Annotated in this window: 14 protein-coding genes; 11 read left to right on the top strand and 3 right to left on the bottom strand. The window is 71.0% G+C overall.

What is annotated here, in order from left to right:
- Positions 1–106 precede the first annotated feature (106 nt).
- Both ACF1G2_RS12830 and ACF1G2_RS12825 read left to right on the top strand, forming a co-directional pair.
- Positions 107–1,147 carry a 3-isopropylmalate dehydrogenase gene (locus tag ACF1G2_RS12830; RefSeq protein ID WP_391798290.1) on the top strand — a complete coding sequence of 347 codons (1,041 nt, stop codon included), beginning with the start codon at positions 107–109 and terminating at the stop codon, positions 1,145–1,147.
- 240 nt (positions 1,148–1,387) lie between these two features.
- Positions 1,388–2,476 carry a branched-chain amino acid aminotransferase gene (locus tag ACF1G2_RS12825; protein WP_391798289.1) on the top strand — a complete coding sequence of 363 codons (1,089 nt, stop codon included), beginning with the start codon at positions 1,388–1,390 and terminating at the stop codon, positions 2,474–2,476.
- A 97-nt stretch (positions 2,477–2,573) separates the two neighbouring features.
- Here the strand turns inward: ACF1G2_RS12825 and ACF1G2_RS12820 are convergent, their stop codons facing one another.
- Positions 2,574–3,989, bottom strand: a complete 1,416-nt coding sequence (locus ACF1G2_RS12820; protein WP_391798288.1) for a cytosine permease — start codon at positions 3,987–3,989, stop codon at positions 2,574–2,576.
- A gap of 137 nt (positions 3,990–4,126) precedes the next feature.
- Here ACF1G2_RS12820 and ureA point away from each other — a divergent pair, with 137 nt between their 5' ends.
- The 7 genes from ureA (at position 4,127) to ACF1G2_RS12785 (ending at position 12,977) form a co-directional block, all read left to right on the top strand.
- Positions 4,127–4,810: an urease subunit gamma gene (ureA, locus tag ACF1G2_RS12815; protein WP_391798287.1), complete on the top strand. Its 684-nt coding sequence runs from the start codon at positions 4,127–4,129 to the stop codon at positions 4,808–4,810.
- A complete protein-coding gene (locus ACF1G2_RS12810) occupies positions 4,810–6,492 on the top strand; it encodes an urease subunit alpha (RefSeq protein ID WP_391798566.1) in 1,683 nt (560 codons plus the stop codon). Before ureA ends, ACF1G2_RS12810 begins: the two co-directional genes overlap by 1 nt.
- A gap of 10 nt (positions 6,493–6,502) precedes the next feature.
- Positions 6,503–7,528, top strand: coding sequence for an agmatine/peptidylarginine deiminase (locus ACF1G2_RS12805; protein WP_391798286.1), 1,026 nt, complete (start codon positions 6,503–6,505; stop codon positions 7,526–7,528).
- A gap of 111 nt (positions 7,529–7,639) precedes the next feature.
- Positions 7,640–8,254: a TetR/AcrR family transcriptional regulator gene (locus ACF1G2_RS12800; RefSeq protein WP_391798565.1), complete on the top strand. Its 615-nt coding sequence runs from the start codon at positions 7,640–7,642 to the stop codon at positions 8,252–8,254.
- Positions 8,255–8,329: 75 nt separating this feature from the next.
- Positions 8,330–9,661 carry an MFS transporter gene (locus ACF1G2_RS12795; RefSeq protein WP_391798285.1) on the top strand — a complete coding sequence of 444 codons (1,332 nt, stop codon included), beginning with the start codon at positions 8,330–8,332 and terminating at the stop codon, positions 9,659–9,661.
- A 282-nt stretch (positions 9,662–9,943) separates the two neighbouring features.
- A complete protein-coding gene (gene cimA, locus ACF1G2_RS12790; protein ID WP_391798284.1) occupies positions 9,944–11,560 on the top strand; it encodes a citramalate synthase in 1,617 nt (538 codons plus the stop codon).
- Positions 11,561–11,630: 70 nt separating this feature from the next.
- Positions 11,631–12,977 carry a hypothetical protein gene (locus tag ACF1G2_RS12785; protein ID WP_391798283.1) on the top strand — a complete coding sequence of 449 codons (1,347 nt, stop codon included), beginning with the start codon at positions 11,631–11,633 and terminating at the stop codon, positions 12,975–12,977.
- Between the two features lie 23 nt (positions 12,978–13,000).
- Here the strand turns inward: ACF1G2_RS12785 and dnaN are convergent, their stop codons facing one another.
- Complete coding sequence (gene dnaN, locus ACF1G2_RS12780; protein WP_391798282.1) at positions 13,001–14,113, bottom strand: DNA polymerase III subunit beta; 1,113 nt, start codon at positions 14,111–14,113, stop codon at positions 13,001–13,003.
- A 123-nt stretch (positions 14,114–14,236) separates the two neighbouring features.
- Positions 14,237–14,845: a YceI family protein gene (locus ACF1G2_RS12775; RefSeq protein ID WP_391798281.1), complete on the bottom strand. Its 609-nt coding sequence runs from the start codon at positions 14,843–14,845 to the stop codon at positions 14,237–14,239.
- Positions 14,846–15,067: 222 nt separating this feature from the next.
- Here ACF1G2_RS12775 and ACF1G2_RS12770 point away from each other — a divergent pair, with 222 nt between their 5' ends.
- On the top strand, positions 15,068–18,907 hold the full coding sequence (locus ACF1G2_RS12770; protein ID WP_391798280.1) for an endo-alpha-N-acetylgalactosaminidase family protein: 3,840 nt from the start codon (positions 15,068–15,070) through the stop codon (positions 18,905–18,907).
- A gap of 297 nt (positions 18,908–19,204) precedes the next feature.
- A complete protein-coding gene (locus tag ACF1G2_RS12765) occupies positions 19,205–20,788 on the top strand; it encodes an acyl-CoA carboxylase subunit beta (RefSeq protein WP_391798279.1) in 1,584 nt (527 codons plus the stop codon).
- Positions 20,789–20,792 lie beyond the last annotated feature (4 nt).

The raw sequence follows: 20,792 nt of genomic DNA, 5'->3' as shown, positions 1-20,792 counted from the left end.
GCGCGCCGCTCCCGGCGAGCGCGGACGCCTGCCTGCGGAGAACACGCCCGCGTCCACATGATGGACTACGAATGTCAGACGGTGGGACGAGGAGTAGGGTGCCGACATGTCTCACAGCATCAATCTCGCAGTCATTCCCGGCGACGGCATCGGACAGGAAGTCGTGGCCCAGGGCCTCAAGGTCCTCGCTGCCGCGCTCCCGCAGGACGTGAAGCTGGAGACGAAGGAGTTCGACTTCGGCGCCAAGCGCTATCACGCGACCGGTGAGACCCTCACCGACGCCGACGTCGAGGCCCTCAAGCAGCACGACGCGATCCTGCTCGGCGCGATCGGCGACCCCTCGGTCCCGTCCGGCGTGCTGGAGCGCGGCTTCCTGCTGAAGCTCCGCTTCCTCTTCGACCACCACGTCAACCTGCGTCCTTCGAAGCTGCTCCCGGGCGTGTCCACCCCGCTCAAGGGCCAGCCCGAGATCGACTTCATCGTGGTCCGCGAGGGCACCGAGGGCCCGTACACCGGCAACGGCGGCTCGATCCGCACCGGTACCCCGCACGAGGTCGCCACCGAGGTCTCCGTCAACACGGCCTTCGGTGTCGAGCGCGTCGTCCGCGACGCCTTCGCCCGCGCCCAGGCCCGCCCGCGCAAGAAGCTGACGCTGGTCCACAAGAACAACGTCCTGGCGTACGCGGGCCACCTCTGGACCAACATCTTCAACAAGGTGGCCGAGGAGTTCCCCGAGGTCACCACCGACTACCTGCACGTGGACGCGGCGACGATCTTCCTCGTCACGCAGCCCGAGCGGTTCGACGTGATCGTCACCGACAACCTCTTCGGCGACATCATCACCGACCTGGCCGCGGCCGTCTCCGGCGGCATCGGCGTCGCCGCATCGGGCAACATCAACCCGAGCGGCGAGTTCCCGTCGATGTTCGAGCCCGTCCACGGCTCCGCGCCGGACATCGCGGGCCAGGGCAAGGCCGACCCCACGGCCACCGTGCTCTCCGTCGCCCTCCTCCTGCGCCACCTCGGCTACGAGTCCGAGGCCGCCCGCATCGAGGCCGCCGTCGCGGCGGACCTGACCGAGCGGGGCGACTCCGTCCGTACGACGGACGAGATCGGCGACGCGCTCGCGGTACGCGTAGCGAGCTGACCCGACGAGCCACGCACACAGCCGCCGGGTCGCACCAGCACCCGGCGGCTGTACCTATGCGGTCGCAGGGTGCCACCATCAAACCCTGGACCGCGCCACACACCGTTTCGTGCACCGGTCCCCACGGGCGATAATCGAACGTGGGGCCGCGGCATGCGGTAGAGCTCGGACGTCCTAGCAGAGCACTGATAGCGGCGTGAGCGCGGTCCGTCACACACAACCGGTGAAGGACTAGCACTCATGACGACGCCCACGATCGAGCTCAAGCCCTCCTCCAGCCCGCTGTCCGACGCGGAGCGCGAGGCGATCCTGGCCAGCCCCGGATTCGGCCGCCACTTCACCGACCACATGGTGACCATCCGCTGGACCGAGGGGCGCGGCTGGCACGACGGCCAGCTCGTCCCGTACGGCCCGCTCTCGCTCGACCCGGCCACGAACGTCCTGCACTACGCCCAGGAGATCTTCGAGGGCCTGAAGGCGTACCGCCGTCCCGACGGCACCGTCGCCACCTTCCGCCCCGACGCCAACGCCCGGCGCTTCCAGGCGTCCGCCCACCGGCTCGCCATGCCGGAGCTGCCCGTCGAGACCTTCATCGAGGCCTGTGACGTCCTGGTCCAGCAGGACAAGGCATGGGTTCCGGCGCACGGCGGCGAGGAGTCGCTCTACCTGCGTCCGTTCATGATCGCGACCGAGGTCGGTCTCGGTGTGCGGCCGGCGAACGAGTACCTCTTCTGTGTCATCGCCTCGCCCGCCGGACCGTACTTCCCCGGTGGGGTGAAGCCGGTCTCGATCTGGCTCTCGGAGGACCGCGTCCGCGCCGTCCCCGGCGGCGTGGGCGACGCCAAGACCGGCGGCAACTACGCGGCCTCCCTGCTGGCGCAGGCCGAGGCGGCCGGGAAGGGCTGCGACCAGGTCGCGTACCTCGACGCCGTGGAGCACAAGTGGGTCGAGGAGCTCGGCGGCATGAACCTGTACTTCGTGTACGGGGACAGGATCGTCACCCCGACGCTGACGGGCTCCCTGCTCGCCGGCATCACCCGTGACTCGCTCCTCCAGCTCGCCAAGGACCTCGGCTACAGCTCCGAGGAGGGCCGCGTCTCCATCGACCAGTGGAAGGCCGACAGCGAGAACGGCTCGCTCACCGAGGTCTTCGCCTGCGGAACGGCCGCCGTCATCACGCCCGTCGGCACCGTGAAGTCGGCGCGCGGTGAGTGGCAGCAGTCGGGCGGCCAGCCCGGCGAGGTCACGATGAAGCTCCGCGACGCGCTGCTCGCGATCCAGACGGGCAGGTCCGAGGACGTCCACGGCTGGACTCACCAGCTGGGCTGACCGAGCCTCCCCGGGTGTGGGCAGCCGTTCCGCAGGCCGGAGCGGCTGGGCACACCCGGGGGTCGCTGCGCGGTCAGCTTTCTGCCCAGGGGCACGCTCAGGAGACGGCCACGTCGGGCTCGGCCGCCGGCGCCGTGGCCGCCCGCGGCGTCAGCGCCGCGTACAGCGCGCCGCCCACCACTCCCGACAGCACGAAGCTGCAGTCGATTCCGCCCGTCAGGGTGAGCAGCGGCCCCTCGTACAGCGGGGTCGACACCGAGGCGAGGCCCACCGTCGCGCCCAGCGCCCAGCAGGCCGTGGCCCGCGGGTGCCAGCCCGCCGAGAACCAGTACGCGCCGCCCCGCGCCCGGCGGTTGTACACCTGGAGCGCCTCCGGGTCGTACGCGCCACGACAGCGCGCGTGACCGATCAGCGTGATCACGGCCCACGGCGTACCGATCGCCGTCAGCAGCAGCACGAACGACGTCATCGCCGACTGCGCGTCCGAGGCGAAGTGGCCGAGGAAGACGAAGGCCGTCGCCACCGCCGCCACCACCAGCGTCGCCCGCGCCCGGGTCGCCCGGGGCAGGATCGCGTCCAGGTCCAGGCCCATCGAGTACAGCATCAGACCCGCGTTGCCGACGGTGCCGGCGGTCGCCGCGAGGAGCAGCGGCACCACGTACCAGGCGGGGGAGGCCGCGACGAGCGGGCCCGCGTAGTCCAGTGCGCCGCGCGCCGCCAACGCCGTGTACGTACCGAAGAGCTGAGGGATCAGCAGGCCGAGGACCAGACCCACACAGGTGGTCCTCCAGACGGTCTTCGGGCTGTACCGCTCGGGGGATATGTAGCGGGTGTAGTCGCCGAGCAGGGTGATGAAGGCGACGGGGCCGCTGAGGCCGGCGGCCACCGCCGAGAGCACCCAGGTCGGCCAGAACGAGCCGAGCAGATACGGGGTGTCGGGCACCGGGGCCGCGGTGACGTCGCCCGCGTAGGCGACGAGTCCGAGGCCGAGCAGCAGGGTCATGCCGATCGCGAGCCCCTTGCTGAGCCGGAGCAGCAGGCCGTAGCCGAAGACCGCGAAGACGACCGTGCAGGCGGCGAGCACCGCGTACACCACCGCGTGCGTGGTGTCCCCGGTCGGTACGCCGGTCAGCCGGGCGAGCGTTCCGACCACCACGTCGCCGCCGATCCACAGCGTCAGCGCCGTGTAGCCGAGCGAGAGCAGCAGCCCCACGACCGAGCCGACCAGCCGGCCGCGGACGCCGAAGAAGGCGCCGCTGGAGGTCGAGAGGTTGGTCGCGGTGCGCAGCGAGACGAGGGCGAGCGGGGCGGTCACGGCGACGCCGACGAGCGTGCCGGTGACCACGGAGGTCACCGACGCCCACAGCCCGAGGCCGAAGGAGACCGGCAGCCAGCCGAAGACGATCACTCCGAGGCAGAGGTTCGAGCCGAGGAGGATCGCCAACAGGTCTCGCGGACCGCTGGTGCGTTCCGCTTCGGGGATGGTGTCGACTCCGCGCTGTTCGATCGGCATGGGGGCTCCCTGCGGGGCAAGCGGGTGGACAGATTTTAGAGTGGCGCTCAATGTGACCCACTACCGACGCGTACGTCAATGCTTGGCTACGAAGCGCCGAACGTTTAGAGTGTCGCTCAAACAGGAGGTGTGTGGACGTGCGACTGACCCCCACGGAACGAGACCGGCTGTTGCTCTTCGGCGCAGCGGAGCTCGCCCGGGCCCGCCGGGCACGGGGCCTGCGGCTCAACGTGCCCGAGGCGACGGCCCTCGTCGCGGACACCGTCTGCGAGGCGGCGCGCGACGGCAGGCGGCTCGCCGAGGCGATCGCCGCCGCCCGGTCCGTGCTCGGACCGGACGACGTCCTGCCGGGCGTGGCCGATGTCGTCACCGAAGTACATGTCGAGGCCGTTTTCGACGACGGCTCGCGGCTCGCGGTCGTCTCCGACCCGATCGGCGGTCCCTCGCTGGGTGAGAGCGCCCCGGGCGCGCTGCTGCCGGGCCCCACGGAGGCCGAGGAGCCGCCCGCGCTGACCCTGAGCGTCCGCAACACGGCGACTGTTCCGGTCAGCGTGACCTCGCACTTCCACTTCTTCGAGGCCAATCCGCGCCTCGACTTCGACCGGGCCGCCGCCTACGGCATGCGGCTCGCGATCCCCGCCGGAGCGTCGTTCCGCTTCGATCCCGGCAGCGGCGCGGAGGTCGGCCTCGTGCCGATCGGCGGCGCGCGCGTCGCCATCGGCTTCGCCGGGCTGGTCGACGGCCCGCTGGACGCGCCCGGCGCGAAGGAACAGGCCCTGCGGCGCGCCGCGGCCTGCGGCTACCTGGGAGTTGAGGCGTGATGGACCCGTACGAGTACGCGTCGGTGCACGGACCCCGCGCGGGCGACCGGGTCGTCCTCGGGGACTCCGGGCTCGTCGTCCGCGTCGAGTCCGACTCGCAGAAGCCGGGGGACGAGTTCCTTGCCGGCTTCGGCAAGACGGCCCGGGACGGGATTCATCTCAAGGCGGCCGCGGTCCGGGAGACCTGCGACGTCGTGATCAGCAACGTCCTGGTGATCGACGCCGTTCAGGGCATCCGCAAGGTGTCGATCGGTATACGCGAAGGCCGGATCCACGCCATCGGACGTGCGGGCAACCCGGACACCCTCGACGGCGTCGACGTCGTCGTCGGCACCGGAACGTCGATCGTCTCCGGCGAGGGCCTCATCGCCACCGCCGGTGCCGTGGACACCCACGTCCACCTGCTGTCCCCCCGCATCATGGAGGCCTCCCTCGCCTCGGGTGTGACCACCATCATCGGACAGGAGTTCGGTCCTGTCTGGGGGGTTGGCGTCAACTCGCCATGGGCCCTCAGGCACGCTTTCGGCGCGTTCGACGCGTGGCCGGTGAACATCGGTTTCCTGGCGCGTGGTTCGTCGTCGGATGCGGCGCCGTTGGTGGAGGCGCTGGCGGAGGGCGGGGCGTCGGGGTTCAAGGTGCATGAGGACATGGGTGCGCATACACGTGCGCTGGACACGGCGCTGCGGGTGGCGGAGGAGCACGATGTGCAGGTGGCCCTGCACAGTGACGGTCTGAACGAGTGCCTTTCGGTCGAGGACACGTTGCGGGTGCTCGACGGGCGGACGATCCATGCCTTCCATATCGAGGGCTGTGGCGGCGGTCACGTGCCGAACGTGCTGAAGATGGCGGGCGTGCCGAACGTGATCGGTTCGTCGACGAATCCGACGCTGCCGTTCGGGCGGGATGCGGTGGCGGAGCACTACGGGATGATCGTCTCGGTCCATGACCTGAAGACGGATCTGCCGGGTGACGCGGCGATGGCGCGGGACCGGATCCGGGCGGGGACGATGGGCGCGGAGGATGTCCTGCACGATCTGGGCGCGATCGGTATCACGTCGTCGGACGCGCAGGGGATGGGGAGGGCCGGCGAGACCGTACGCCGGACCTTCGCCATGGCGGGGAAGATGAAGGCGGAGCTGGGCCCGTTGGAGGGTGACGGGGCGCACGACGACAACGCGCGTGTGCTGCGGTACATGGCGAAGCTGACCATCAACCCGGCGATCGCCCACGGCCTGGCCCATGAGATCGGTTCGATCGAGGTCGGGAAGATGGCCGACGTGGTGCTGTGGCGTCCGGAGTTCTTCGGTGCCAAGCCGCAGATGGTCATCAAGAACGGCTTCCCCGCGTGGGGGGTGGTGGGCGATCCGAACGCGGCCACCGACACCTGCGAACCGCTGCTCCTGGGACCGCTGTTCGGTGCCCACGGGGCGGCGCCGGCGGACATCTCGGTGGCCTTCGTGGCCCAGGCGGCCGTCGATCTCGGCTCCGACCTGATGCCGACCAGGCGCCGTCGGGTCGCCGTCCGCAACACGCGGGGCATCGGCCCCGGAAACCTGCTCCTGAACTCCCGTGTCGGGGATGTCCAGGTCGACGGCCGGACGGGCCTGGTGTCGCTGGACGGCGACCCGCTCCGCTCCGAGCCGGCCGAGTCCGTCTCCCTCAACCGCCTCTACTTCCTCTAGGACCTGACCCATGACCTCCGAGACCTTCCGCATGCCGCCCGAGTGGGCCCCGCACGAGCGCACCTGGATGGCCTGGCCCGGCCCCAACCCCACGTTCACCGACGACGAGGAGCTGGCCGAGGCCCGCACCGCGTGGGCCTCCGTGGCCCGTGCCGTACGCCGCTTCGAGCCGGTCACGATGGTGGTCGGCCCCGGCCAGCTGGACTCCGCGCGCGCCCTGCTCGGCGACTCGGTCGACCTGGTGGAGCGCGAGCTCGACGACGCGTGGATGCGCGACATCGGCCCGACCTTCGTCACGAACGGCACCGAGCTGGCCGCCGTCGACTGGGTCTTCAACGGCTGGGGCGCGCAGGACTGGGCCCGATGGGAGCACGACTCCAAGATCGCCCGCCATGTCGCCGATCTCGTCGACGTGCCGGTGCTGAGCAGCACGCTCGTGAACGAGGGCGGCGCGATCCACGTCGACGGTGAGGGAACGGTCCTGCTGACCGACACCGTCCAGCTCGGCTCCGGACGCAACCCCGAGTGGAGCCGCGCGCAGGTCGAGGCGGAGATCCACGCGAAGCTCGGCACCACGAAGGCGATCTGGCTCCCGCACGGCCTCGCCGGCGACTACGGCATGTACGGCACCCAGGGCCACGTCGACATCGTCGCGGCCTTCGCCAAGCCGGGTGTCGTGGTCGTGCACAGCCAGCAGGACCCGGCCCACCCGGACCACGAGCGCTCGCGGATGTACGTCGACATCCTCAGCCGCGCGACGGACGCCCGGGGCCGCCTCCTGGAGGTCGTCGAGATCCCGGCCCCGACCGTCCTGAAGGACGAGGAGGGCGACTGGGTGGACTACTCGTACATCAACCACTACCTCTGCAACGGCGGCGTGGTCCTGTGCGGCTTCGACGACCCCAACGACGAGATCGCGGCGGGCATCTTCCGCCGGCTCTTCCCGGACCGGATCGTCACGCTGGTCGACGCACGCCCCATATTCGCGGGCGGCGGCGGCATCCACTGCATCACGCAGCAGCAGCCGAAGGTCTGAGACACGTCGGGCGACGGCCGCGGGCGGCACGACGGCCTGCGGCCGTGCCCGCCCGCGGCCATCGGCCGGAGCGCCGGCGCAGGGGTGAGGTAGAACAGACGAGTGACCCGCATCAGTCCCGCCGGACCCCGGCGACGCAACAACGCCGCCCCTCCGCGTGAGGAGCTTCTCGCCGCCGCCATGGACACCATCGCCGAGCGCGGTCTCGACGGGCTGACCATGGCCGGCCTCGGGCGCGAGGTCGGGATGAGCAGTGGGCACCTGCTCTACTACTTCCGCACCAAGGACGAACTGCTGCTGCAGACCCTGGAGTGGAGCGAGGGGCGGCTCGGCGCCCAGCGCAGCGCGCTGCTCTCTCGGCCCGGGACCGCACGCGAGCGGCTCGACGGGTACATCGACGTCTACGTCCCCGACGGCCCCCGCGACCCCCACTGGACCCTCTGGCTGGAGGTCTGGAACCGCTCCCAGAACGCCGACGACGACGCCCGCGCCCGGCAGGCCGCCATCGAGGGCGCCTGGCACCGCGACCTGGTCGCCCTGATCGCCGAGGGCGTCTCGCGCGGGGAGTTCCGGCCCGTCGACCCCGACCGCTACGCGGCCCGGATGCGGGCCCTGCTCGACGGCTTCAGCGTCCATGTCGCGGTCGGCATCCCGGGCACGGGCCGCGATCATGTCATCGCGCACGTACGGGAGTTCGTCGCCGAAACCCTGATCCTGCGAACGTAACGAACGTAAGTACTCCCGATCGTTGCGGGCTACACCCTTGTGACCCGGCCGACGCCTCCGGCACGGTTCCGGATCATGGGACGAGAGCACTGGAAGAAGATCTGGGTCGGCTCGGCCGGCAACATGGTCGAGTGGTTCGACTGGTTCGTGTACGCGAGTTTCGCGACGTACTTCGCGGGGGCGTTCTTCCCCGAGGGCAATGACACCGCCAAGCTCATGAACACCGCCGGCATCTTCGCCGTCGGCTTCTTCATGCGCCCCGTCGGCGGCTGGCTCCTCGGCCGGGTGGGCGACCGCAAGGGCCGCAAGGCGGCGCTCACGCTCACCGTGACGCTGATGTCCGCCTCGGCCGTCCTGATCGCGATCGCGCCCACGTACTCCGTCGCCGGCTACGGCGGCGCCGCGGTCCTGTTGATCGCCCGGCTCCTCCAGGGCCTCTCGGTCGGCGGCGAGTACGCGGCGAGCGCGACCTACCTGACGGAGGCCTCCGCGCCCCGGCACCGCGGCTTCGCCTCCAGCTTCCAGTACGTCTCGATGACCGCCGGCCAGATCCTCGGCCTCGGTCTGCAGATCGTCCTCCAGCGCACGATGTCCGCCGAGGCGCTGCACAGCTGGGGCTGGCGCATCCCGTTCATCATCGGCGCCCTCGGCGCGGCCGTCGTCTTCTACCTGCGGCGGAACATGCTGGAGACGGAGGTGTACGAGGAGACGGCCGACGAGGGCGTGGCGAGCGGCGAGAAGGGCACGCTCAAGGCGCTGTGGGCGCACAGGCGGGAGGCGTTCCTGGTCGTCGCCCTCACCATGGGCGGGACGGTGGCCTACTACACGTACACCACCTATCTCACGAAGTACCTCTCGAACTCGGCGGGGCTGCCGAAGCAGACCGCGACCCTGGTCTCCTTCTGCGCGCTGATCGTCTTCGCCTGTCTGCAGCCCCTCGCGGGACGGCTCTCCGACCGGATCGGCCGGCGGCCGCTGCTGATCACCTTCGCGCTGGGGTCGACCTTCCTGACCGTGCCGATCATGACGCTGCTCCAGGACGCCGGGTCCTTCTGGCCCGCGCTCGGTCTCTCGCTGCTCGCGCTGGTCGTCATCACCGGCTACACCTCGATCAACGCGTGCGTGAAGGCGGAGCTCTTCCCGACCGGCATCCGCGCGCTGGGCGTCGCCCTGCCGTACGCCGTCGCCAACGCGCTCTTCGGCGGCACGGCCGAGTACGTGGCGCTGTGGTTCAAGGACGCGGGTGCCGAGTCCGGCTACTACTGGTACGTGGCGGGCTGCGCCGCCGTCTCCCTCGTCGTCTACCTGACGATGCGCGAGACGAGGGACATCGACCTCGGCAGGGTCGGCACCTCCGCACCCGCGCGGGCCGAGGGGCCGGCGGCCGACCGGGTGCCCACATCCTGAGACCCGCGTCCCGCGTACGGCAGGGGTGTGGCAGACTGCGGGCGTGCTTGCTACCACCATGATTATCGGCAGCAGCGCGCCGGTCCGCAGTGGCCACTGAACCGCGACTCCACCCCCGCGGCAGTGGACACCGTGCCCCAGACCCGCGCGCAGACCTCTCGCACCCGCGAGGGGTTTTTTCGTTTTCCGGCCCCACCGCCGCCGGAAACGGACAGCGCGTGAGAATGGGGGCAAGTGGATCCAGACCTTCCGGAGCCACATCCGACAGGAGCCATCAGAGCCATGACCACGGAGACCGACGAGAGCTCGCGCCTCGACGACAGCTTCCATGTCTTCGACACGACGCTGCGCGACGGAGCGCAGCGTGAAGGCATCAACCTCACCGTCGCGGACAAGCTGACCATCGCGCGACACCTCGACGACTTCGGCGTCGGCTTCATCGAGGGCGGCTGGCCCGGGGCCAACCCCCGCGACACGGAGTTCTTCGCCCGCGCGCAGCAGGAGATCACGTTCAAGAACGCGCGGCTCGTCGCGTTCGGCGCGACCCGCAGGGCCGGCGGCAACGCCGCCGAGGACCCGCAGGTCAAGGCGCTCCTGGACTCCGGCGCCCCCGTGATCACCCTGGTCGCCAAGTCGCACGACCGGCACGTCGAGCTGGCTCTGCGCACCACCCTGGACGAGAACCTGGAGATGGTCCGCGACACCGTCTCCTACCTGCGGTCCCAGGGCCGCCGCGTCTTCGTCGACTGCGAGCACTTCTTCGACGGCTACAAGGCCAACCCGCAGTACGCCAAGGACGTGGTCCGCGCCGCCTCCGAGGCCGGGGCCGACGTCGTGATCCTCTGCGACACCAACGGCGGCATGCTCCCCGCCCAGGTCCAGGCCGTCGTCGCCACCGTCATCGCCGACACCGGTGCCCGGCTCGGCATCCACGCCCAGGACGACACGGGCTGCGCCGTCGCCAACACGCTCGCCGCCGTCGACGCGGGCGCCACGCACGTCCAGTGCACCGCCAACGGCTACGGCGAGCGGGTGGGCAACGCCAACCTCTTCCCCGTGGTCGCCGCCCTTGAGCTCAAGTACGACAAGCGGGTGCTGCCCGAGGGCGCGCTCGCCGAGATGACCCGGATCTCGCACGCCATCGCCGAGGTCGTCAATCTGACGCCCTCCACCCATCAGCCGTACGTGGGCGTCTCGGCCTTCGCCCACAAGGCCGGCCTGCACGCCTCCGCGATCAAGGTCGACCCGGACCTCTACCAGCACATCGATCCCGAGCGCGTCGGCAACACCATGCGGATGCTCGTCTCCGACATGGCCGGCCGCGCCTCCATCGAGCTGAAGGGCAAGGAGCTCGGCGTCGACCTGGGCGGCGACCGCGCGCTGGTCGCCCGCGTCGTCGAGCGCGTCAAGGAGCGCGAGCTCTCCGGCTACACCTACGAGGCGGCCGACGCCTCCTTCGAGCTGCTGCTCCGCGAGGAGGTCGAGGGCCGCCCCCGCCGCTACTTCCGTACGGAGTCCTGGCGCGCGATCGTCGAGGACCGGCCCGACGGCACCCACGCCAACGAGGCGACCGTGAAGCTCTGGGCCAAGGGCGAGCGGATCGTCGCCACCGCCGAGGGCAACGGCCCGGTCAACGCACTCGACCGCGCCATGCGGGTGGCGCTGGAGCGGATCTACCCGCAGCTCGCCAAGTTCGAGCTCGTGGACTACAAGGTCCGCATCCTGGAGGGCCGCCACGGCACGGAGTCCACGACCCGCGTCCTGATCACCACCAGTGACGGCAACGCGGAGTGGTCGACGGTCGGCGTCGGGGAGAACGTGATCGCCGCCTCCTGGCAGGCGCTGGAGGACGCGTTCACCTACGGACTGCTGCGCGTGGGGATCGACCCCGCCGAGTGACGTGCGGAGCCGGCCACAACCTTTGGTCCACTATGTCTCGGAAGCACTCTTTAGGGGTAGTTTCGATGGTATGAGGACCAGGCCGTTCCACCTCCTGTCGGCCCTCGCGGGGCTGGCCATGCTGCTGCTCCTGGTCCTGGCCCCCTCCGCGGGGGCCGGGATCACCGGGATCCCGGACGCCGGAGCGGCCCTGAAGCAGGGCCCGGTGTACGTCGATCCGGGCGCCTCCGACCAGCTCTCGACCGCCCAGGCGGACGCCCTCGCCCAGAAGATCGAGGACGCGGACAAGCCGCTCTTCGTCGCCGTGCTGCCCGCGGGCAGCGAGTATCCGCCCGAGAACCTGCTGCGCAACCTGCGCACCCAGACCGGGGTGACGGGGCTGTACGCCGTCAGGCTCGGCGACGGGTTCGATGCCGCCGCCGACCGTTCGGTGATGTCCGCGCAGGCCGTGGACAACCTGGTCACCTCCGTGCGCCAGCCCGGGGTGGACACCGCCACCGAGCTGAACAACTTCGTCGACCAGGCCCTCCCGACCATGAACGGCTCCGCCCCCGCCTCCTGGGGCTCGGTCGGCGCCGACGACGGTGTCCCGGTCGGCGGGATGATCACCCTCGGCGCGCTCGTCGCCGCCGGTGGCGCGGGCGCCTACGCGATCGTCCGCCGCAACCGGCTCCGCAAGCAGGCCGAGGAGCGCGAGGCGCTCGACAAGCTCCGGGTCGTCGTCGACGAGGACATCACGGCCTTCGGCGAGGAGCTCGAGCGGCTGGACTTCCATCCCGCCGAGCCCGGCGCCGACGACGCGATGCGCGGCGACTACGAGCGGGCGCTCGACGCGTACGACAAGGCGAAGTCCCTGATGGGCTCGGCGACGCGCCCGCACGACGTCAGAGCCGTGACCCAGGCGCTGGAGGACGGCCGCTACTCGCTCGCCGCCCTGGCCGCCCGCCGTGAGTCCCGGCAGCTGCCCGAGCGTCGCCCGCCCTGCTTCTTCGACCCGCGCCACGGCCCCTCGACCGAGGACCGGACCTGGACGCCGACGGGCGGCACCGCGCGCGAGGTCCCGGTCTGCGCCGCCGACGCCACCCGCCTCGACAGCGGCCAGGACCCCCTGGCCCGTACCGTCGAGACCGAGAGCGGCCGCCGTCCGTACTGGGAGGCGGGACCGGCGTACGGCCCGTGGGCAGGCGGCTACTTCGGCGGCGGGCTGCTCCCCGGCCTCCTCGCCGGCACCCTGCTCGGCTCCATGCTCGCCACCCCCGCCTACGCCGGTGAGTACGGCGGAGGCGACTTCGGCGGCGGCGACGTCTCCGGGGGCGACTTCAACTCCGGCGACTTCGGATCGGGCGACTTCGGCGGCGGTGGTGGCGGCGGCTTCGGCGACTTCGGAGGCGGCGGGGACTTCGGCGGCGGCTTCTAGCGCGGCGCCTTCAAGACCAGGCGCTACACCAGGGGCTTCACCGACATCAGCAGATGCTGGTGGACCCCGCCCGCACGGTCCGTGATCAGGGCGCGCTGCCCCGGGCCCAGCAGGTGGAAGCGGACCGAGTCGGTGTCGAAGGAGCCCAGCGCGTCCAGCAGATACCCCGGATTGAACGCGACCGTCATCGCCTCCGACCCCGAGAGGGCCGCCGGGAGCCGCTGCGAGGCGACGTCGTCCTCGTAGCCCGCCTGGAGGTGGACGGCGTCCCCGCCGAACGCGAGCTGCACCGGACTGTCGCCCTCCGCGACCACCGCGACCCGTTTGACGGCCTCGACCAGCGGACCGCGCTCCATCTCGGCGACGGCGTGCTCGCCCAGGGAGAAGAGCTTGTCGTGCCGGGGGAGACGGCCGTCGAGCAGCCGGGTCGTCGTCCGCGTCCCCTCGCTCTCGAAACCGACCGATCCCCCGTCGAGGGCGAGGCGGACGGACCCTGCCGAGGTGAGCGAGCGGGCGATCTCGGTCAGCCGGCGGGCGGGAACGACGACGTCCGCGCCGCCCTCGTCCCCTCGTGGCTCCTCGCCCTCCGGCTTCCACTCCAGCGTGCGGACCGCGTAGCGGTACCGGTCGGTCGCGGCCAGCGTCATCGTCGTACCGTCCAGGGCGAGCCGTACCCCCGTCAGCACCGGCAGCGAGTCGTCCCGGCCGGCGGCCACCGCCACCTGCCCGACCGCCGCCGCGAACGCCCCGGCGTCCACGAGGCCCCGGAACGCGGGCAGCTCGGGCGGCGCCGGATAGTCGTCCAGCGGCAGCAGGGAGAGCCCGAAGCGGGCGCCCCCGCCCGTCACGGAGAGCCGCGCCCCCTCGACCGCGCACTCGACCGGGCCCCTGGGCAGCACCTTGCAGATGTCGAGCAGCCGCCGCCCGAGAACGAGGGCACGGCCGTCCCGCACGGTGTCGGCCTCGACCTCGATGCGCGCCGACGCCTCGTAGTCGAGCCCGGAGACGCGCAGCCGGCCGTCGGCCGACTCCAGGAGCAGCCCGCCGAGCACCGGGACGGGGGACCGGGCCGGGAGCACGCGCGCGGCCCAGGCCACGGCGTCGGTCAACTCGCTGCTGTCGATACGGAATTCCATGCCCGCGACGCTAGCGCGCCGCACTGACAACGCCCCGGCTCCACCGGAACGCCGAGCGCCCGCCCTCCGTCGCTGACGGAGAGGCGGGCGCGCTCGTGGTGCCCTCGCGGGCGGGATCCGGGATCAGGCGGCGTTCTTGATCGCGGAGATGTCGAAGTTCAGCTTCACCTTGTCGCTGACCACGACACCACCGGTCTCCAGCGCCGCGTTCCAGGTCAGACCCCAGTCGGACCGGAGGATCTCGGCCGAGCCCTCGAAGCCGACACGCTCGTTGCCGTACGGGTCGGTGGCCGAGCCGTTGAACTCCAGGTCGATGGAGAGCGGCTTGGTGACGTCCTTGATCGTGAGGTCGCCGGTCATGCGGTACTTGTCGCCGCCCAGCTGCTCCGCCTCGGTCGAGCGGAAGGTCATCAGCGGGAACTGCTCGGCGTCGAAGAAGTCGCCGCTGCGCAGGTGGTTGTCACGGTCGCCGATGCCGGTGTCGACGGAGGCGATCTTGATCTCGATCGAGGCGGCGGAGGCGCCCGGGTTCGAGCCGTCCAGCTGCAGCGTGCCCTCGTGGTCTCCGAAGGAGCCGCGCACGTTGGTGACCATGGCGTGACGCACGGTGAAGCCGATGCTGCTGTGCGCCGGGTCGATCGTGTACTCGCCGGTCAGGGCGGCCAGCGCCGGGTCGACGGGGAGGGTGGCGACGGCGGTGGCGGTGTCGCTCTTGCGGTTGAAGATGCCCATGACGTGCTCCTTGGGGACGGTGCGCGGGGGTGGCGCGGAGGCTTGTACTGCATTTCGTTGAACCTTCAACGAGAACGACCATAGCGCTATTCCGTTCAACTTTCAACATCCTGGTTCGGTGTCCACCCGCTTGGACTAACCGAAGGGGGTTCTTGGACTGGTGGGGCCGCCGGGGGGCGATCTCGTTGACGGTGTCCTGCCGAACGGGCCCAACTAGTCCCCATGTCCCTCCCCAAGTCGCCAAGAATCCGTGTGGCCTGCGCGCTCGCCGCCGCGTCATCCGCCGTGTTCGCCCTCTCGGGACCGGCCCTCGCCGAGTCGAGGGCGCCCGCCGCGGCCGGCGCCGCCGAGGCCCGCATCGGCTCCGCCCAGCTCTCCGTCGCCGTCGCCGAGGACTTCCCGCGCGTCGTCTCGTACACGGACCGCGCCACCGGCGCCCGCCTCCTCGGCAGTACGGCACCGGTCACCCAGATCGTCCTCAACGGCACCGCGTACGACGTCCGGGCCACCGGCGCGCCCGTCCTGACCGCCTCCTCCGCCGCGTACACCCTGGCCTTCCCGGCTCTCCCCGGTGTCGAGATCGACGCCACGCTGAGCGTCACCGGACGGGCCACCACCTTCAAGGTGACCGCCGTCCGGGACACCGAGGCCCTCCGGGTCGGCACGATCGACATACCCGGCCACGACCTGGTCTCCGTCGGCTCCTCGGACGCGGGCGCCGAGACCGCCTTCACCCGGCTCGACCCCGACTCCACCCGCACCGCCGACGTCTTCGCCGACATCACGGACGCCACCCCGGCCGAGGCCACCGCCACCGGCGCGAGCTACGCCCTGGTCAACACCGGCTCCCTCGCCGCCGCCGTCGAGTCCAACTCCTCCTACGACAAGCCCTCCGGCCCGAGCGCCCGCGACGGCGCCCGCTTCTGGCACCAGGCCCGCAAGAACGGCGGCGAGACCCGCGTCGGCGTCTGGTCAGGCCAGTGGACCTACCGGGGCGAGGGCGCCCCCGCCCCGGAGAGCGGGAAGAACCTCCCCTGGGCCAAGGTCGTCGTCACCCCCGACGCCAACGGCGACGGTCGCACGGACTGGCAGGACGGCGCCCTCGCCTTCCCCGCCATCGGGATCAGGACCCCGGGCGGCGAGCAGACGCCGGACCGGGTGATCGCCCACATCCCCTTCAACTTCGCCTCCCACGCCACCCACCCCTTCCTGCGCACCCTCGACGACGTCAAGCGGATCTCCCTCGCCACCGACGGACTCGGCCAGTTCGCCCTGCTCAAGGGGTACGGCTCCGAGGGTCACGACTCCGCCCACCCGGACTACGGCGGCAACTACAACAAGCGCGCCGGCGGCCTCGCGGACCTCAACACCCTCCTGAAGGAGGGCAGGAAGTGGGGTGCGGGCTTCGGCGTCCACGTCAACGCCACCGAGTCGTACCCCGAGGCGAAGAACTTCAGCGAGACCCTCGTCGACAGGACCAGGCCCGGCTGGAACTGGCTCAACCAGAGCTACTACATCGACCAGCGCCGGGACATCAACAGCGGCGACCTCGCCCGCCGCTTCCAGCAGCTCCGCGACGAGACCGACCCGAACCTGTCGACGCTCTACATCGACGTCTACTACACGCACGGCTGGATCGCCGACAAGACGCTCCAGGCCGTGCAGTCCCAGGGCTGGAACGTCGCCACCGAGTGGTCCGAGAAGTTCGAGCGGGCCTCCCTCTGGTCCCACTGGGCCAACGACCTCGACTACGGCGGCGCCACCAACAAGGGTCTCAACTCACAGATCGTCCGCTTCATCCGCAACGGCGAGAAGGACGTCTGGAACAACCACCCGGTCCTCGGCCAGACCGCGCTTGAGGACTTCGAGGGCTGGACCGGCGAGACCGACTGGAACCGCTTCTACGCCAACATCTGGCAGAAGAACCTGCCCGCCAAGTACCTCCAGCAGCAGCGGATCACCCGCTGGAACGGTGTCGACCTCACCTTCACCGGCGGCGTCCGCGGCACCGTCGAGAACGGCCGCCGCACCTTCTACGAGAACGGCCGCAAGGTCCTCGACGGCGAGAACTACCTGCTGCCCTGGGACGGCAGCAGGAAGCTGTACCACTACAACAAGACCGGCGGGAAGACGAGTTGGGCGGTGCCCGGCACCAGCTCGTACAGCGTCTACAAGCTCACCGACAACGGACGTGTCAGGACCGGGACGGTCCGGCCGAGCGGCGGCACGATCACCCTCGACGCCGTCGCGGGGCAGCCGTACGTCCTCTACCCCGACCGCGCCCCCGAGCCCCGCGACCCGCGCTGGGGCCAGGGCACCCCGGTCGACGATCCCGGCTTCAACGACGCCGGCCTCGACGCCTGGTCCACGACGGGCACGGTCGTCCGTGACACCGACGACCAGGGCCGCAACAGTGCCGAACTGACCGGCGCCGCAGCCGCTTCCGTACGCCAGCGGGTCACCGGACTCACTCCCGGCACGCGCTACACCGCCTCCGCCCTGATCGAGGTCGAGCCGGGCGGGACCCGCCCGACCACCCTCTCCATCGGCGGGAGGTCGGTCACCGTGGAGCGTTCGTCGATCGAGGACCGGGTCGCCGCGTCCGACTGGAACGGCACCCGCATGCAGCGCGCCAAGGTCACCTTCACCGCGCCTGCGGGCGGCTCCACCACGCTCGGGATCCAGGCCGCGGGAGGCAGCACGGCCCGCGTCCGGATCGACGACGTCCGCGTCGTCGCCAACGACCCGGCGACCAGGCCCGGAGCGGTCGCGTACGAGGACTTCGAGGCCGTCGACCAGGGCTGGGGCCCCTTCCTCAAGGGTGACTCCGGAGGCACGACCGACCCCCGGACCCACATCGCCCAGCTCCACGCCCCGTACACCCAGGCGGGCTGGAACGGAAAGCTCGTCGACGACGTCATCGGCGGCGCCGAGTCGCTGAAGTCCCACGACGAGAACAGCGGCCTGGTCTACCGGACCGCACCGTGGACGGTGCCCATGAAGGACGGGCACGCCTACCGCGTCACGTACGACCACCAGTCCAGCCACGCGGGTGCCTACGAGTGGATCACCGGCTACGACCGCGCGGACGGGACCTCGGTGGAGACCCGGCGGACGCCCATCGGGCAGCAGCGGACCACCGGCCGCTTCTCCGAGACCGTGACCGCCGGCTGCGGCGAGACCTGGACCGGACTGCGCAAGCGGGCCGACGCCCCCGACGGTGCCGACTTCGTCCTCGACTCCTTCAGCGTCACCGACCTGGGCCCGGCGCCCGAGAAGGCCGCCTGCGGCACGCTCGCGCTCGCCGCGCCGGAGACGCTGGAGCCGGGGCGTCCGAACCAGGTCACGGCCACCTTCGCCAACGACGAGGCCGGGGCCGTGGACGGCGCCACGGTGTCGCTGGAGCTCCCTGCGGGCTGGACCGCCGAGCCGGCCGCCCCCGTGGCGCTCGGGACGGTCGCCGCCGGCGCCGAGGCCACCGCCACCTGGCGCGTGACACCGCCGGTGGACGCGAAGTACCAGCCGTACGCGCTCGGTTCGACGCTCGCCTACACCGTGGGGGGCCAGGCGCGGAAGCTGAGCGCCGCCGCCACGGTCCGTACGCTGCCCCCGCCGCCCACCACGGACAGCTGGGCCAGTGACCTGGACTGGACCTCGGCCGCGAACGGCTGGGGACCGGTCGAGCGCGACGGGTCCAACGGCGAGACGGGCACCGGCGACGGCGGACCGCTGCGGATCGGGGGAGTGACCTACACGAAGGGCCTGGGCGCCCACGCCCCGTCGAAGGTGCGCTACTACCTGGGCGGCGGATGCACCTCCTTCACCGCCGAGGTCGGCGTGGACGACGTGCAGACCAGCCGCGGCTCGGTCCGGTTCAGCGTCGTCGCCGACGGTACGGAGAAGGTGAGGTCGCCGGTCCTGAAGGCAGCCGACTCCGCCTGGTCGCTGACCGCCGACGTCACCGGAGCGTCCTACGTGGAGCTCGTGGCCGACGACGGCGGGGACGGCAACGGCAACGACCACGCGGACTGGGGAGACGCGCGCTTCCGCTGCGGAGGCTAGGCGGAGGTCCCGCCCTCGGGCCCGGCTCCGGCTTCGACGCCGGGGCCGGGCCCCGCGCGTTCCGCCGTGGATCACGCCGGGTACTGTCGGAGTCACCCACCGTCGTGAGGATCGCTGTAGGCTCACTGGAGGGCCGCTGAAGCCGGTTCTGTGGGATCTCCACAAAGCGAAGGGGTCTCCGGCTGTCGACTCGGCCCGTGCCCGACACGGTTCTGTCTTACTCCACCAGGATTCGACTCGGGAGACTGTACGGAGTCAACGGCAGGATTTCCTTGGTCGGCTTCGTAGGGTCGGTACATGACCGTTGTGGACCAGATCCCGAGCGAGCCGACCGACGCCCGAGGCCGCGTGGCCGAACTGCACGCCCTGCGCGAGGAAGCGCGGCGCGGGCCGAGCGACCGGGCTACCGAGGCGCAGCACGCCAAGGGCAAGCTGACCGCTCGTGAGCGCATCGAGCTGCTGGTCGACCCGGGTTCCTTCAACGAGGTCGAGCAGCTCCGCCGGCACCGCGCCACCGGCTTCGGCCTGGAGGCCAAGAAGCCCTACACCGACGGTGTCATCACCGGCTGGGGCACGGTCGAGGGCCGCACGGTCTTCGTCTACGCGCACGACTTCCGGATCTTCGGCGGCGCCCTGGGCGAGGCCCACGCCACCAAGATCCACAAGATCATGGACATGGCCATCGCGGCCGGTGCCCCGCTGGTCTCGCTGAACGACGGCGCCGGCGCCCGTATCCAGGAGGGCGTCTCCGCCCTCGCCGGCTACGGCGGCATCTTCCAGCGCAACACCAAGGCGTCCGGCGTCATCCCGCAGATCAGCGTGATGCTCGGCCCGTGCGCCGGCGGCGCGGCCTACAGCCCCGCCCTCACCGACTTCGTCTTCATGGTCCGTGAGACCTCGCAGATGTTCATCACCGGCCCGGACGTCGTCAAGGCGGTCACCGGCGAGGAGATCACCCAGAACGGCCTCGGCGGCGCGGACGTGCACGCGGAGACCAGCGGTGTGGCCCACTTCGCGTACGACGACGAGGAGACCTGCATCGCGGAGGTGCGCTACCTCCTGTCGATGCTGCCGCAGAACAACCGCGAGAACCCGCCGGCCGCGGCCTCCGAGGACCCGGCGGACCGCCGCTCGGACGTCCTGCTCGACCTGGTGCCGGCGGACGGCAACCGTCCGTACGACATGCACAAGGTGATCGAGGAGCTCGTCGACGAGGGCGACTACCTGGAGATCCACGAGCGCTGGGCGCGCAACATCATCTGCGCCCTGGCCCGTCTGGACGGCCAGGTCGTGGGCATCGTCGCCAACCAGCCGCAGTCGCTGGCGGGTGTGCTGGACATCGAGGCCTCGGAGAAGGCCGCCCGGTTCGTCCAGATGTGCGATGCTTTCAATATCCCGATCATCACCCTTTTGGACGTGCCCGGCTTCCTCCCGGGCGTCGACCAGGAGCACGGTGGAATCATCCGCCACGGCGCGAAGCTGCTGTACGCGTACTGCAACGCGACCGTGCCCCGGATCAGCCTGATCCTGCGCAAGGCGTACGGCGGCGCGTACATCGTCATGGACTCCCAGTCCATCGGCGCCGACCTGACGTACGCCTGGCCCACCAACGAAATCGCGGTGATGGGCGCCGAAGGCGCCGCGAACGTCATCTTCCGCAAGCAGATCGCGGAGGCCGAGGACTCGGAGGCCATGCGGGCCCGCATGGTCAAGGAGTACAAGGCCGAGCTGATGCACCCGTACTACGCCGCGGAGCGCGGTCTGGTCGACGACGTGATCGACCCCGCGGAGACGCGGGAGGTCCTCATCAGGTCCCTCGCCATGCTCCGCACCAAGCACGCCGACCTGCCGTCCCGCAAGCACGGCAACCCGCCTCAGTAAGAGG

This window comes from Streptomyces sp. NPDC013457, assembly GCF_043089925.1.
GTDB lineage: Bacteria > Actinomycetota > Actinomycetes > Streptomycetales > Streptomycetaceae > Streptomyces.
This window is presented reverse-complemented; position numbering and strand designations above follow the sequence as displayed.